We start from the raw sequence: 14,618 nt of genomic DNA on the forward strand, positions 1-14,618 counted from the left end.
TTATAAACCCCAGTCTATCCTGTCATTAATGCTGAAGGTAACCCTAATAGAGAAGCCAGTGCCCAGACACTGGAACTTAATTATAAACAAGCACACTATACAACGTTTTCGATGAAATTGCATGAAAAACTGGATTCCAGTGTCAGCTACTTTCATGACACCACTACCTGTGCAGGAGTTGCCTTCAAAATTACAACGTTTGTGCAATTGTGTACCAGCTATCTGGATAATCAATTCCATAACTCTTCTATTTTATAATACTCCCTTACTTCCGGCCTGAATATGTGAACCATTATGCCTTGAAAATTCAAAACCACCCAATTGCCTTCATCCATACCTTCTACATCTATTTTATCATGTGGCTTGAGGCTTTTTATTACGTGCTCAGCTAAAGCTTTAACGTGACGGCTTGAATCACCAGATGCAATAATCATATATTTTGCAATAACGGTTTTATTCTGCACATCAAAAGTTACTATATCATGACCTTTATTTTGATCTATTATCTCTTCAATTGTACTTCTTATCGATTTCATATCGCTAAGCATTGTTTACAGGTTATATGATTCATTTATAATTATATACTCAAAATTTCTAAATATGAACTATTTTCAACCGTTAAAAAGGTGTTACCTGCATCTATTTTATCATCATGTTTTTAGCATGTACAATGTATATACTTTTATGTATAATTGAGAATAGCTTTTTACTAGTATTCATTATGGGCAAGACTCTCATCTACTTAATCGGCTTTCCAGGTAGTGGTAAGTTTACTACTGCAAAGGAACTGTGTAAAATCATTGATGCGGTGATAGTAAGCAATAATCTATTCAATAATATTATATTTGATATTGTTAAATTACAAAACGCTGAAGTTCCAGATGACCTATGGGAAAAAATTTTTGCAGTTAGGGAAAATGTATTAGCAATACTGGAAAAACACTACGTAAAATCAAAACATTATATATTTACAAATGAATTGATAGAGGGTGATCCCTATGACCAAAGATTATATAACTCAGTGGTAAATTTAAGTAAAAAAATGGACATGGAAATTTTTTCTGTAGTATTACATTGTAATAATGAAAAACTAGTAAGACGTGTCCAATCAGAAGAGAGATATCAGGAAAATAAAATTACTGATCCGGATTTTGCTATAAAGAAAATTGAAGGGAAAAGGCTATTTATACCTGAGGGTTCGCTTGAAATTGATAACTCGAACTTGAGTGCAAAGGAAGTTGCAAAGAAAATTGTTGAAGAGATGAAGAAAGAAAAAAATGGAAAATTAATTAAAACTTCTGTAACAAATCATTTAAAAACAGAGCGTACTCGTGGTTGAGCAGAAAGATAAGTACCGTCCTTGTGTTGGCATAATGCTATTTAACAGACAAGGACATGCCTTTATTGGAAAACGCTTTGATAGCGATTCTTACTGGCAGATGCCACAAGGAGGTGTTGATGATGGTGAGGAACTGGAACAAGCAGCGTTACGTGAGTTGCTAGAGGAGGTTGGTACTAATAAAGTAAAGGTTATAACTAAAAGCAAGGATTGGATATACTACAACTTGCCTGAAGAAGTTATACCAATATGCTGGAATGGAAAATATTCTGGTCAAAAGCAAAGGTGGTTCTTAATGAAGTTTTGCGGAGAGGATGAGGACATTGATATTAATTATACTGGTCATCCAGAGTTCAAAGAGTGGCGTTGGCAAGGTATAGATAGTTTAGTAGCCAGTGCTATATCATTTAAAAAAGAAGTTTATAAAACAGTGATAGAAGAGTTTTCTTCTATAATAAAAGCCTCAACAATAAGCTCATGATAGTAGATTCTCATTGCCACTTGATTTATTTTTCTGACGATGAAATACCAAAAGTAATTTCAAGGGCAGAGCAAAATGGTGTAAAGGTTTTGCATAACATATGCGTAAGCATTGACGATGTTCCTAAGTTATTAAAAATTTCTTCATCCTATGATCAGGTCTACTCCTCTGTTGGTATACATCCGCTTGATGCTGCTATAGAAAATGGTGAGTGTATACATGTTGATGAATTAGTTGAATTTACCAAGAACCAAAAGGTAATTAGTATCGGTGAAACCGGGTTAGATTTTTATAAATCTGACAACAAAGACAATCAGAAAAAAAGTTTTGCATTACATATAGAAGCGTCAAGAATAACTGGACTACCTTTAGTTATTCACACAAGAAGCGCTGATAATGAGATGATCGATATGTTAAGGTCAGAAATGAAAGCCGGTGCTTTTAGTGGAGTAATGCACTGCTTTGCTTCCTCTAAAGAACTTGCTTATCAATCTATAGATTTGGGGTTATGTATTTCATTTTCTGGAATTATTACTTTTAAAAATGCGAGCTTACTCAGAGAAATTGCACAAAATGTACCACGCGAGCGTGTTTTAGTCGAAACTGATGCACCATATCTATCACCTGAGCCTTATAGGGGAAAAAAGAATGAACCAGCAATGGTGAAATACGTTGTTGATTGTTTGGCAGAGTTGTGGAATGAGTCACCAGAACAAGTAGCGAAGGTAACCACAAGCAACTTTTTTAGGCTGTTTGAGCTATAAAGAAGTTCTATAAAACCATTAATTTGCTTATGAACCTAAAGATTTCACCAGCTCTCTCACCGAGTTTACAGACTTATTAAACATTTCTTGTTCACTATCATTCATTTTAACTTCTAGGATCTTTTCAATTCCGTTTTTTCCAATAATTACAGGAACACCAATAAACAACTCTTCTACACCATATTCACCATTAAGGTAAGCAGCACATGGTAATATGCGCCTCTTATCTTTTAAATATGATTCTAACATGCATATAGCTGAAGATGCAGGAGCGTAGTATGCAGATCCAGACTTAAGCAGATCAACTATTTCTTTACCGCCATTGCGAGTGCGTTCAACTATTTCATCGACTTTTTTCTGTGTGATAAGACCCATATCGATAATTTGAGTAAGTGGAACTCCAGCAACTGAAGCACAATTGATTAGTGGTACCATAGTGTCGCTATGTCCTCCAAGCACAAAAGCAGATATATCTTCAACTGAGATATTTAACTCACTTGCAAGAAAGTAACGAAAACGGGAAGAATCAAGCACTCCTGCCATGCCAACAATCATATTAGTTGGAAGGTTTGAAAATTTATGCACCACTGAAACCATGGCATCCAAAGGGTTGGTAACCACTATTACAAACGCGTTTGGAGAATATTTTTTAATATTTTCGCCAACCTCCTTCATTACTTTAGCATTGGTTTGCAGGAGGTCATCCCTGCTCATTCCAGGTTTTCTAGCGATGCCAGCGGTTATTATAATTGCATCGGAGTTTTTTATATCTTCATACCTATTTGTGCCAGTAATATTGACATTAAATCCATCAATAGGGGATGATTCTGCTATGTCGAGTGCTTTACCTTGTGGTATTCCATCACTAATATCAAGTAAAACAACATCACCGAGTTCCCTTAGTGCAATCATATGGGTGAGAGTTCCACCGATATTTCCTGCACCGATTAAAGATATTTTTTTTCTTTGTACTGTCATTTTCTACTCCTTTGTATTTACTTTTATGGTTTTACCTTCCCAAGGCGATAAGCTATCAAACATACGAAAATCTTGCGGTAAATCTATAGGATTATACACAACCTTTTTTGTCTCTATATCATATCTTACTTCCTCATAACCAGTGAGAGGGAAATCTTTTAACATTGGATGACCTTTGAATCCATAGTCTGTTAGAATCCTACGCAAATCAGGGTGATCAGAAAACTCTATTCCATACATATCAAACACTTCACGCTCAAACCACAAAGCCGTACTAAATATCTTCGCTACACTTGGAGGCATGTCGCTTTCACATAACTGAAGCTTTATGTGTACTCTAATATTATGCACAATGCTGAGCAGATTGTATATTAGCTCGAAACGCTTCTCTCTATTTGGATAGTCAACCCCAAAAATATCAACTAATAGTTCAAACCTACACTTTTCATCATCACGTAGAAAGAATAGGTGCTTTTCAATTTCATCTAAAGTTGAATATATTACAATAATGCCATCATCTTTTTGAATGCACTCGCATTTGGTCTTTTTTTGTATATACTTTGCAGTTTTATCCATTCCGAGTCCGTTTTATTTTGTTTTGTAGGCATAGCATTCCATATAGCAACGCCTCAGCGGTTGGTGGGCATCCAGGGACATACACGTCAACTGGCACAATTCTATCACAGCCTCGGACCACTGAATAAGAGTAATGGTAATAACCACCACCATTTGCACAACTTCCCATGGAAATAACATACTTCGGGTCTGCCATTTGATCATAAACCTTGCGCAATGCTGCTGCCATTTTATTAGTTAGTGTGCCAGCAACAATCATCACATCTGATTGACGTGGGCTTGCACGAAACATTATACCATATCTATCAAGATCATAACGGCTGGATGCAGTATGCATCATCTCAACTGCGCAACATGCAAGACCAAATGTCATTGGCCACAATGAACCAGACCTTGCCCAATTCATTACATAATCTGTTAAATCACCAAATTTAGTGACAAGAAACCCTTCTTTTTTATAACGACCCCAGTCATCATTAGATAGAATTTGATTTGTCATAAACTACTCCCACTCTAATGCACCTTTACACCATTCATAGATAAAACCTATAGTGAGTATTGCAAGAAATACCATCATAGACCAAAATCCACCATAGCTTATCTTAGATAAAGAAACAGCCCAAGGAAAAAGAAAAGCAATTTCTAAGTCAAATATTATAAATAATATTGAAACTAGATAAAATTTAATGTCAAAATTTTTTCTTGCACTGGATAGTGGATTGAAGCCACACTCATATGTGGAAAGCTTTTCACCATCTGGCTTACTCACTGCAAGAAACATAGGCAATATACCTAAAGCAAAAGATACTACAATTGATACGCAGATAAAGATTACTATGGTTAAATATTCGCTCATTTAACAAAACATATAACACTATGAGTTTACATGCTTTCCTAACTTTTTACCACCTAAAATATGCACGTGAAAGTGTGGTACAACCTGCTCTCCATTTTCACCGTAGTTAGTGACTAATCTATATCCTGTTTTTTCTAGATTATATTTGTGTGCTATCTCTCTTACAGTTTTGAAGAAATCCGCTATTTCCTCTTCAGGAGCTTTTAGAATGAAATCATCATATGAAATATATTGATTTTTTGGTATAACTAAAATATGAACTGGTGCGTCAGGGTACTTATCATGAAAAGCTAGTACATTTTCATTTTCATGTACCTTCTCACAAGGTAACTCACCTCTTAATATTTGAGCAAAGATGTTATCGCTATCATAAACTTCATTGCTCATATTTTAAGAGCGACCTTTCCCTCTTTCTTCGTTTTTCTCTACATTAGGTGTAGATAGTGGTTTTATCGCTTCACCAGAAGCATCTTCAAGATTTAAAGAGCTTACAAGTTCCCTTACTTTTACCATGTCCTGCTGTTCTTTCAAAAAGGGTTCTATTCCACTTACCCTTTTTCCAGTAATAACTCCTGGTTGTAAGTGATACATATCCCCAGGAACAGTTAGACTATGATGTCTTTCCTCTATTTTTTTAGCTTCACTCATAATACTCCCCTATAACTTATTTTTGCATTCCACAACTTTGCGACTTACCTGGCTTTATAGCTTCTTGCGCCCATTTTTTCTCACCTGAAGCTATAGTTTCTGAAGGCTGACCAACATCAGACTTCACAACTTTGTCTGATGACTGCTTTTGATTATCATATTCCTTATACAATTTTTCTGCAATACCATTCAGCAATTTTAAGTCTGTATGAATTTTAAATTCTCCACCAGTAATTCCTGCCAGCTTCTTAAGGTCGCCATTAATGCTATCAGCAATTCCTTGAAGAGCAAGCTTTTTTATCTCCTCTGGACTCTTTCCTTTATTTTTAGAGTCAGTTTTAATGTCTTCAATTATTTTTTTAACATCAACTTCAATTACAATTTTATTTTCTTCTCTAAAAATAGTTACATTCGGTAAATCTTTTTTTATTTTATCTAATTGCTCTGGGCTCAAATAAGGTATATCTCCCGTAAGAGTCCTTGATGCTAAAAAACTTACCTTTCCTGTCCCTTTCTTTTGCTCTGTTATTTGTACGCCAAGATCCTTACTAGCTTGTGTGGTTTTTATGGGTGGATCATATTCTTCATGTGGGTTGCCAATAATAGAACGCCCGCCATTTTTTATGTCGTGCCGCATTTCATCCCAGGACTTAAACCAATTCTTTGGCCATATAGGGTATATTGCACCCTTGACTAGGACTTTTACACCTCTACCCAGAAAACTCCCTACTCCCGAAGCTGCATTACCAACTTTAGCTAGTATAGAAGTAGATTTTTCATTTTCTCTTGTTAACATACATACCTCCAAGGTACTTTCTATAACTAAATACATTTTAATTATAGACGAAAAAATTTAAACTTCTATATCCATTATAAGATAGAATTATAGGGATTGCAACCATTATTTGCACATTGTCTAAAACATGTAGTATTCTCGCTACTTTTATTGTTCAATTTATTATAAAGAATACTCTAAATTATGTTTAAATGGAACACAAATAATATCATTGATGCAACTGGCGGAAGAGACGTAAATGGTTGTAATTGGATACATAGCTCAAATATTTCAACGGACACAAGAAGCATAAAAAAAGGTGATTTATTTATTGCACTCAAGGGAAGGAATTTTGATGGCCATAATTTTTTGCATGAAGCGTTTTTAAAAGGGGCTGTCGCTGCAATAGTAAGTGAGGGTAAATATAAAAATTTCCCTCTCATTATTGTACAAGATACCCTGAAAGCTTTGCACGATATGGCATCATACTACATTAGAAATGTTCTTATTGACGCTAAAGTTATTGCAGTTACAGGCAGTGTCGGAAAAACCACTACAAAGGATATGCTACACACTGTTTTATCGCAATATGGAGTGTCCCATGCAAACGAAGGTAACTTAAATAATAATATAGGGTTGCCTTTGACAATTCTAAAAGCTCCAAAAAACTGCCAGTACTTAATCCTTGAAATGGGAATGAATAAAGCTGGTGAAATAAAAGAATTATCAAAGATTAGTAATCCAAATATTGCAGTTATTACCAACATCGAACCTGCACATACTGAAAATTTTTCATCACTATTTGACGTTGCACAAGCGAAGTTAGAAATTCTGTATGGTATGAAAAATAACGGTACTTTGGTTTTAAGCAGAGATAATAAATATTATGATTATCTCTCATCACACGCCAATAGAAATGTAATAAGCTTCGGTAAAGATAAAAATGCTGAAGTTTGTTTACTAAACTTAATAAGAAACGATGAATCTTCTGTCATTTCAGCACTATCTTCTGTCATCCCAGTGCTTGACTACTTGGATCCAGGAAGTTCAATTGCAAATGAGCATATCAGACGGTTGTATAATAAAGACTGGATTCCAGCGTCACGCGCTGGAATGACATCAAACCGAGTTGCTAATAGATTAAGTTTAAAAATCAGGCTGAGTGATAATCAAATTATAAACTGTAATTTACGTGTACAAGGTGAGCATTTTGCTTATTCGCTACTTGCTGTTGCAGCAGTTGTGCAAAGCCTCGGACTTGATTTATCAAAATTACCACTTGCACTTAAGAATTTTAGTGTAGCGAAAGGTAGAGGCAATATTCATAAGATCAAATACAATAGAAAATATATACATTTAATTGATGACTCCTATAACGCCAGCCCTGCTTCGATGAAAACTGCAATAAAAACTTTGAGTACATATTCTAATCAGAGAAAAGTAGCTTTGCTTGGTGATATGTTGGAACTTGGTGATGAAAGCATAGAGTTTCATACAGATTTGGTTAAGATTATCACAGAAAATAATATAGATAAAGTTTATACAGTTGGTAAATTTATGTTAGAATTGCATGAGCTTTTGCCAGATAATATAAGAGGCACGCATTTTAATGATTCTAATCAATTGAAAAGTGATTTAGCTAACATTATTCAGAATAATGACGCAATTCTAGTTAAAGGCTCACGAGGAATGAAAATGGATCTTATTGTACGGGAATTCGTAATAAAATATTAAGCGAAATCATTGTATTAATTTACAGTAACAAATTATTAGGAACTTTAATTGTGACAAAACGTGTAATTATTTTTGGTGGAACGGGGTTTATAGGGAAACACATCGTAAGACGCTTGGCAGCAGAAGGATATTTAATAAAGATATTCACTCGTAATCAGGAAAAAGCTGCTTGTTTAAAATTGTGTGGCAATTTAGGACAAATATCAATATTTAAAGGCGATTTTTTTGATGAAAAATCAGTTCTGGATGGTATGGAAGAATGTGATGTAGCTATAAACTTAGTGGGAATATTATATGAAGCAAAAAAGCACGATTTTTACGCTGTTCACGTTAAAATAGCTGAAAGGATAGCAAAAGCTGCAAAAATGAAAAATGTACCTATGATGATACATTTTTCTGCTATGGGAATAGAAAATAGCAAGTTGTCAAAATATGCCAAAAGTAAATTGGAAGGTGAAAAAGCTGTAACTTCAGCATTTCAAGAAGCAATAATAATTAGGCCAAGCCTTGTATTTGGTAAAGAAGACAACTTCTTTAATAAATTTGCAAGATTAGCAACTATTCTTCCTTTCTTACCACTAATTGGCAATGGAACAACTAAATTTCAGCCAATATGTGTAACAGACTTAGCTGAAGTGGTATATCGTATTATCAGTTTTAATAAGCAAGACAAGAAAATTTATAACATGGGTGGACCAAAGGTTTACTCTTTCAAAAGCTTATTGAAGTTTATTCTGAATGTTACTAACAGAAAGTGTTTGTTGGTCAATGTATCTTTTCCAATGGCAAAGTTAATAGCTTTCTTTTTAGAAAATAAAATTATTTCTATGCTGCTAAAACCAATAACCGGAGATACGAACCCTATGCTTACTCAAGATCAGGTGAAAGTTATGATGAATAGTTCAATCGAAAAGTCAGTTGACCTTGAAACAATGAAGGTTCGACCATTAGCAATTGAAAATGTGGTGCCAGAGTACTTGAAGATTTATAGAAAGTATTGATAAAAGAGTGTGCCCGGTGGGATTCGAACCTACGACCCACAGCTTAGAAGGCTGTTGCTCTATCCAGCTGAGCTACGGGCACACAACATATATAAAATGCTTCTTAGTACAAGTGAAGTCAAGTACTTCGTGTGAATATGATGTTTATCTTGCGACACCTTGTCATTGCAGTTGTGTGTCGCGCGCTGCCAAAATTGGATGCGAGAAGTCTATTTATTTTAGAAAATATTATATAGAAACTTACTTGACACCCTTCGCCAGCGCCCTTATCATGATAGTGAAGCTATTGTATTTGCTTTCGCCAATCTGCAGATTAAAAGGTAAGGATTACTTAATGTATCGGCGTCTTATGTTCAATTTTTTGCAGTATATAGATACTGTATGTCTTTACAAAACTTCATCTACATCTAGATTTTTATCTAAATAAGCTGAACGCGCTTATAAAGCGTTACAAGACATCAAAAAATGCCAATACTCGACAGAGATAGTAAAAGACTAGCTAACTCGGGGATTCTTTGTCTTTTTTTCTGCTTAGTAAATTTCTTAAACATTTGCAGCGTAAGTTAGTTGCAATTAAAAGCGGCTGAATCTCGCTTGTCAAGCGTTTAAAACATAAAAAACGCCAATATTTTAAAGCGGATAATAACCCCAGGGTTTCTTTTGCCTTTTTTTTCATTTGGTAAATTTCTTAATATTTATAGCTAAACAACAACCGTCATCCCGCTACGTGTTAGCGGGATCTATGCTTTGAGATACCGCGAATGAATCGCGGTATGACGGTGTAGATGATGGTTAAGTAATTCGTCATCCCGCTGCTTGTTAGCGGGATCTATGTTAAGGTATAGTAGGGGATCTATGCTTTGAGATACCGCGAATGAATCGCGGTATGACGGTGTAGATGATGGTTAAGTAATTCGTCATCCCGCTGCTTGTTAGCGGGATCTCTTGTTAGCGCCGCGGCGGTATGACGTAGGATTGTTGTCATTCCGCTACTTGTTAGCGGCTGAGATACCGCGGCGGTATGACGGTTCGCGGCGGCATAGTAATTCATCATCCCGCTGCTTGTTAGCGGGATCTAGAGATACCGCGACGTCTCACCTATAGCCTTCAGTGCTCCTTTTTTTGTCATCCCAGCGTCACGCGTTGGTTTCAACATTATATCATGAACTTTCTAAAATTCATTGAACTGTGCTTTCAAACGGTAGTGCCGGGGTGTGAGTATAACGATTATCAGTATATAAAAGTCATAGCAGATAGGCTGGAAGCAGCGAGCGCTGGTGAAGTGAAACGAATAATATTCAATATGCCTCCGCGCTCGATGAAGTCCATGTGCATAAGCGTTGCGTGGCCCGCATGGATACTGGGAAACCAACCAACTGCGAGAATAATAGTTGCAAGTTATTCTCAGCGGCTCAGCGAAAAGCACTCGCTCGACACCAGGTGCGTGATGCAGTCTAGTTGGTATAGAGCGCTATTTCCAGAGATAGAACTATCCAAAGACCAGAATACCAAATATAAATTTCAAACAGTGCAGAGAGGATACAGAATCGCAACATCAGTTGGTGGAACACTAACTGGTGAAGGTGGTGATTTTATCATTGTGGACGATCCGCTCAGTTCTGCTCAAGCTTTGAGTGAAACGCTTAGAAAGCGTGCCACAAACTGGTTTGATCAGACTTTAGTAACCAGGCTGAACGATAGAAAAAAAGGAGTCATCGTTCTTGTAATGCACAGGCTACACCAGGAGGACTTAACTGGACACCTTCTCTCCAAGCCAAAAAACATATGGCATCATATTTGTTTGCCAATGATTTCTGAAAATAAGCAGGTTATTTATTCAATCAAAAAGCCAATACCTCCCGTTCCTATCATCCGAGTAGCTCAGCACTGTGCGACCAGGCGATTATATAATAAACCAGCGTCACCTGTAAGGATATTATATTCAAGAGAAGAAGGTCAGTTGTTATATCCCCTCGATGGAGGAAAAGAAGAAGTTGAGATAATAAAAGCTGAACTTGGGAGTTACGCTTTTGCTGCTCAATATCAACAAAACCCTCTGCCGCTTTCAAGTGGTATAATTAAACCAGAGTGGTTGAAACGCTATAAAAAATTTCCTGATAACCTCTCGCATATAACACAAAGTTGGGATACTGCGGTTTCAACAAGTAACATGAGCAACTTTAGTGTCTGCACCACCTGGGCAAAAATAGATAATAAATTCTATTTACTCGACGTATATCGCGCAAAGCTTGAGTATCGAAAGCTTAAAGAACAGGTTTTGTCACTAGCTGCAAGATGGACGCCACACGCAATTTTAATCGAAGCAAAAACAAGTGGTCAACAATTGGTGCAAGAGCTAAAGACAAACAGTGATTTACCGATTATTGAAATAGTGCCACATGATGACAAGCTCACTCGATTTCATCAAATTGTTCCGATTATAGAGTCTGGCAAGGTTTTTCTGCCACATCAAGCAGTATGGCTGAACGATTTTGAGTATGAGATTTTAATGTTTCCTGAAACGCGCCACGACGACCAAGTGGACAGTACCGTGCAATATTTGCAGTGGGTGAGAAACAGTACCTCCAGGGTTGCAGTTATACGAGCATTGTGATTTGAGTCTACCAGTACTGGGATGACAGCTAGGAGACAACCGTCATCCCGCTACTTGTTAGCGGGATCTATGCTAAAAGATACCACGGCGGTATGACGTAGAACTGCTGCTTGTTAGCTGATGAGATACCGCGAATGAATCGCGGTATGACGGTTCGCGGCAGCATGACGGTAAGCTCGTCATCCCACTACTTGTTAGCGGGATCTCTTGTTAGCGGATGAGATACCGCGAATGAATCGCGGTATGACGTAGGACTGCTGTCATTCCAGTGTCAGCTACTTTCATGACACCGTCTACTTTGTAAAATTCACAAGAACCATTAAAATATTTTTTTACTTTTCATTGTATATTTCTCAACATATTATCTTTAAGTACTAAAATAATTAACAATATGGCATTATTAATAGTTGAATCACCTGCGAAAGCAAAGACAATAGGTAAATATTTGAGTAAAGAGTTCAAAGTAGCTGCATCCTTTGGACATGTGAGGGATCTTCCAGCAAAAAACGGTTCTGTCGATCCGGATAATGATTTTGCTATAAAGTATGAAACCATTGAAAAAGCAGAAAAGTATATAAAAGAGCTAGTAAAAGCCGCAAGCAAAACATCAGATATATATCTTGCAACAGACCCAGACAGAGAAGGGGAAGCAATGGCTTGGCATGTGATAGAGACATTAAAAGAAAAGAAAGCAATCAGTAATGAAAACAACATTTATAGAGTAGTCTTTAATGAGATAACAAAAAGAGCAGTACAAGAAGCAATAAAAAATCCACGTGAAATTAATATGGATTTAGTGCGTGCACAACAAGCACGTAGAGCTTTGGATTATCTAGTTGGATTTAGTTTGTCACCACTGCTGTGGACAAAATTGTCGGGAAGCAAGTCTGCAGGGCGAGTGCAGTCTGTTGCATTAAAGATTATATGCGAACGAGAAGATGAAATTAGTAAATTTATAACACAGGAGTATTGGAGCATAAAAGCAGAAATGCAAAATAGCAAAGATGAGGCTTTTTTTGCTATGCTAAGCCACTATGACAATAAAAAGCTAGAAAAATTTGATATTAAGAATGAAGAAGAAGCAAAGAACTTAGTCAGGGAGATTGAATCAAGGCAATATGCTGTAAGCACAGTAGAACGCAAGCAAGTTAAGAGAAACCCGCTTCCTCCGTTTATTACTTCAAGTCTTCAGCAAGATGCAGTGAATAAACTGTATTTTAATGTGAAAAGTGTTATGCGCATAGCGCAAAATTTATATGAAGGTATCGATATTGGTGGTGAAACTGTAGGGTTGATAACTTACATGCGTACAGATGGGTTTCATATTGCAGATGAGGCTATAAACTCAATTAGAGGGTCAATTAAGTCATTATATGGTGATAAATATTTACCGCAGTCTCCTCGTAAATATGTAAAAAAGGTCAAAAATGCTCAAGAAGCACATGAAGCAATTCGTCCAACTGATATCAATAGAACGCCGGGTAGTATTAAGGATTACTTAACGCCAGAGCAATTTAAATTGTATGATTTAATCTGGAAAAGGACCATTGCAAGTCAAATGGAGTCGGCGATTCTTGATCAAGTGGTAGTCGAAATTAGTTCTACTGACCAGAAAGTAATTCTGCGAGCAAGTGGATCAAGTATATTCTTTGATGGTTTTTATAGAGTCTACCAAGATAACATAGAAGCCGAAAATGAAGGCCTGCTACCTGCCATGAAGGAAGGGGAAGCGTGTAAGCTGATTTCAGTTGAGCCAAAACAACATTTCACTCAACCGCCACCTCGTTATAGTGAAGCAAGTATCGTAAAAAAAATGGAAGAAATCGGTATAGGTCGACCATCAACTTATGCAACAATTATTTCGGTATTACAAGATCGTGAGTACGTTTCATTGGATAGCAAAAGGTTTATTCCAAGCAGCCGCGGTAAAATCGTTACTATATTTTTAGAAACTTTTTTTCAGCGTTGTGTAGAGTATGATTTCACAGCACAAATGGAAGAGAAGCTTGATTTAATTTCAAATGGACATGCAGATTGGAAAAAAGAATTAGGCCACTTTTGGGTGCCATTTTTTGGTCATGTAAACTCTGTCAAGCAAATGACGCATGATGAAGTTTTCAGCGGCATTCACGATTTGGTAATCGATTGGTTTTGTTCAGAAGAAGGAAAAAAAGAGGTGAATACAAAATGCCCTGCTTGCTCTGATGGCATATTGAAATTGAACTTTGGAAAAGCCGGGGTGTTCCTTGGATGTTCTAATTATCCTGAATGCAACCATACAAAAGAAATTACGGGCAGTAACGACAATTCAGAATATCCAAAAAGTTTAGGTATAGATGATATAACAAACCAAGAAGTGATGATCAAAAAGGGTCCTTTTGGACTTTATCTGGAGTTTAATAACGAGTTAAAAAAGAAAAAAACGGTTTCCATACCAAAAGATATAAATGTTAATGAGATTGATCTGAGCACCGCTACTCAGTTACTTTCCTTGCCAAAAGTAATCGGAGAACACCCTGAAACCGGAAAGGAAGTAAAAATAGGCCTTGGGCGATTTGGGTACTATATTTTCTATGATGGTAGATACTTTTCTCTTAAGAAAAGCTCCAAAGAGGTGCTGAATAGAGAATTGAGCGAAGTTGTACAAATTATTGCAAACAGTCCATGCAAAGAGTTAAAATCTCTCGGGGTTAATGAAAAGGGAAAAGAAGTTTTTATCTGCAACGGTAGGTACGGATTCTATATAAAATGCGGTAAAACAAACGTTGCTTTGGGCAAGAGTGCAGATATTGAAAGTATAGATCTGGAGAAGGCTTTAGAGTTGATTAAGAATAAGAAGTAGACTTTTATTG

16 protein-coding genes and 1 tRNA gene are annotated in these 14,618 nt (G+C 36.5%); 7 read left to right on the top strand and 10 right to left on the bottom strand.

The features are described from left to right. Together AAGD59_RS00415 and rsfS are read right to left on the bottom strand one after the other, a co-directional pair. A complete protein-coding gene (locus AAGD59_RS00415) occupies positions 1 to 240 on the bottom strand; it encodes a hypothetical protein (RefSeq protein ID WP_041573543.1) in 240 nt (79 codons plus the stop codon). Continuing rightward, positions 231 to 548 carry a ribosome silencing factor gene (gene rsfS, locus AAGD59_RS00420; RefSeq protein WP_015589391.1) on the bottom strand — a complete coding sequence of 106 codons (318 nt, stop codon included), beginning with the start codon at positions 546 to 548 and terminating at the stop codon, positions 231 to 233. Before rsfS ends, AAGD59_RS00415 begins: the two co-directional genes overlap by 10 nt. A 173-nt stretch (positions 549 to 721) precedes the next feature. Here rsfS and AAGD59_RS00425 point away from each other — a divergent pair, with 173 nt between their 5' ends. The 3 genes from AAGD59_RS00425 to AAGD59_RS00435 are packed head-to-tail and all read left to right on the top strand — an operon-like array spanning position 722 to position 2,584. After that, entirely contained in the window at positions 722 to 1,339 is a 618-nt protein-coding gene (locus AAGD59_RS00425; protein WP_141456671.1) for an AAA family ATPase, read from the top strand. Further along, positions 1,332 to 1,820 carry an RNA pyrophosphohydrolase gene (locus AAGD59_RS00430; protein ID WP_006279569.1) on the top strand — a complete coding sequence of 163 codons (489 nt, stop codon included), beginning with the start codon at positions 1,332 to 1,334 and terminating at the stop codon, positions 1,818 to 1,820. The genes AAGD59_RS00425 and AAGD59_RS00430 overlap by 8 nt, the downstream gene beginning before the upstream one ends. Then, the gene (locus AAGD59_RS00435) at positions 1,817 to 2,584 is read left to right on the top strand and encodes a TatD family hydrolase (protein ID WP_006280340.1); all 768 of its coding nucleotides are present in this window, start codon (positions 1,817 to 1,819) and stop codon (positions 2,582 to 2,584) included. Before AAGD59_RS00430 ends, AAGD59_RS00435 begins: the two co-directional genes overlap by 4 nt. Positions 2,585 to 2,611: 27 nt before the next feature. Here AAGD59_RS00435 and mdh read toward each other — a convergent pair whose 3' ends face one another. Genes mdh through AAGD59_RS00470 form a run of 7 tightly spaced genes read right to left on the bottom strand, consistent with a single transcriptional unit; the run spans position 2,612 to position 6,438 of the window. Next, positions 2,612 to 3,562: a malate dehydrogenase gene (gene mdh / locus AAGD59_RS00440; protein WP_265027901.1), complete on the bottom strand. Its 951-nt coding sequence runs from the start codon at positions 3,560 to 3,562 to the stop codon at positions 2,612 to 2,614. Positions 3,563 to 3,565: 3 nt separating this feature from the next. Continuing rightward, positions 3,566 to 4,138 carry an NADH-quinone oxidoreductase subunit C gene (locus tag AAGD59_RS00445; RefSeq protein WP_007548576.1) on the bottom strand — a complete coding sequence of 191 codons (573 nt, stop codon included), beginning with the start codon at positions 4,136 to 4,138 and terminating at the stop codon, positions 3,566 to 3,568. Next, entirely contained in the window at positions 4,131 to 4,637 is a 507-nt protein-coding gene (locus AAGD59_RS00450; protein ID WP_006279574.1) for a NuoB/complex I 20 kDa subunit family protein, read from the bottom strand. Before AAGD59_RS00450 ends, AAGD59_RS00445 begins: the two co-directional genes overlap by 8 nt. 3 nt (positions 4,638 to 4,640) lie before the next feature. Beyond that, entirely contained in the window at positions 4,641 to 4,994 is a 354-nt protein-coding gene (locus AAGD59_RS00455) for an NADH-quinone oxidoreductase subunit A (protein WP_006279576.1), read from the bottom strand. An 18-nt stretch (positions 4,995 to 5,012) separates the two neighbouring features. Next, on the bottom strand, positions 5,013 to 5,381 hold the full coding sequence (locus AAGD59_RS00460; protein ID WP_015589394.1) for an HIT domain-containing protein: 369 nt from the start codon (positions 5,379 to 5,381) through the stop codon (positions 5,013 to 5,015). A 3-nt stretch (positions 5,382 to 5,384) separates the two neighbouring features. Then, positions 5,385 to 5,642, bottom strand: coding sequence for a hypothetical protein (locus AAGD59_RS00465; protein ID WP_006279579.1), 258 nt, complete (start codon positions 5,640 to 5,642; stop codon positions 5,385 to 5,387). A 16-nt stretch (positions 5,643 to 5,658) separates the two neighbouring features. Next, positions 5,659 to 6,438 carry a hypothetical protein gene (locus AAGD59_RS00470; protein WP_015589395.1) on the bottom strand — a complete coding sequence of 260 codons (780 nt, stop codon included), beginning with the start codon at positions 6,436 to 6,438 and terminating at the stop codon, positions 5,659 to 5,661. Positions 6,439 to 6,621: 183 nt separating this feature from the next. Between AAGD59_RS00470 and AAGD59_RS00475 the strand changes: the two genes are divergently transcribed. Next, positions 6,622 to 8,151 carry a UDP-N-acetylmuramoyl-tripeptide--D-alanyl-D-alanine ligase gene (locus AAGD59_RS00475; protein ID WP_015589396.1) on the top strand — a complete coding sequence of 510 codons (1,530 nt, stop codon included), beginning with the start codon at positions 6,622 to 6,624 and terminating at the stop codon, positions 8,149 to 8,151. A 50-nt stretch (positions 8,152 to 8,201) separates the two neighbouring features. Continuing rightward, a complete protein-coding gene (locus tag AAGD59_RS00480; RefSeq protein WP_015589397.1) occupies positions 8,202 to 9,152 on the top strand; it encodes a complex I NDUFA9 subunit family protein in 951 nt (316 codons plus the stop codon). An 8-nt stretch (positions 9,153 to 9,160) separates the two neighbouring features. On the opposite strand, the gene AAGD59_RS00485 is transcribed toward AAGD59_RS00480, so the two are convergent. After that, positions 9,161 to 9,234: transfer RNA gene (locus AAGD59_RS00485), tRNA-Arg, on the bottom strand. 1,080 nt (positions 9,235 to 10,314) lie between these two features. Here AAGD59_RS00485 and terL point away from each other — a divergent pair. Continuing rightward, entirely contained in the window at positions 10,315 to 11,766 is a 1,452-nt protein-coding gene (gene terL / locus AAGD59_RS00490) for a phage terminase large subunit (protein WP_341812928.1), read from the top strand. A gap of 391 nt (positions 11,767 to 12,157) precedes the next feature. Beyond that, positions 12,158 to 14,608, top strand: a complete 2,451-nt coding sequence (gene topA / locus AAGD59_RS00495) for a type I DNA topoisomerase (RefSeq protein ID WP_141456668.1) — start codon at positions 12,158 to 12,160, stop codon at positions 14,606 to 14,608. Positions 14,609 to 14,618 lie beyond the last annotated feature (10 nt).

This window comes from Wolbachia endosymbiont (group A) of Cephus spinipes (genome assembly GCF_964026895.1).
Lineage (GTDB): Bacteria > Pseudomonadota > Alphaproteobacteria > Rickettsiales > Anaplasmataceae > Wolbachia > Wolbachia pipientis.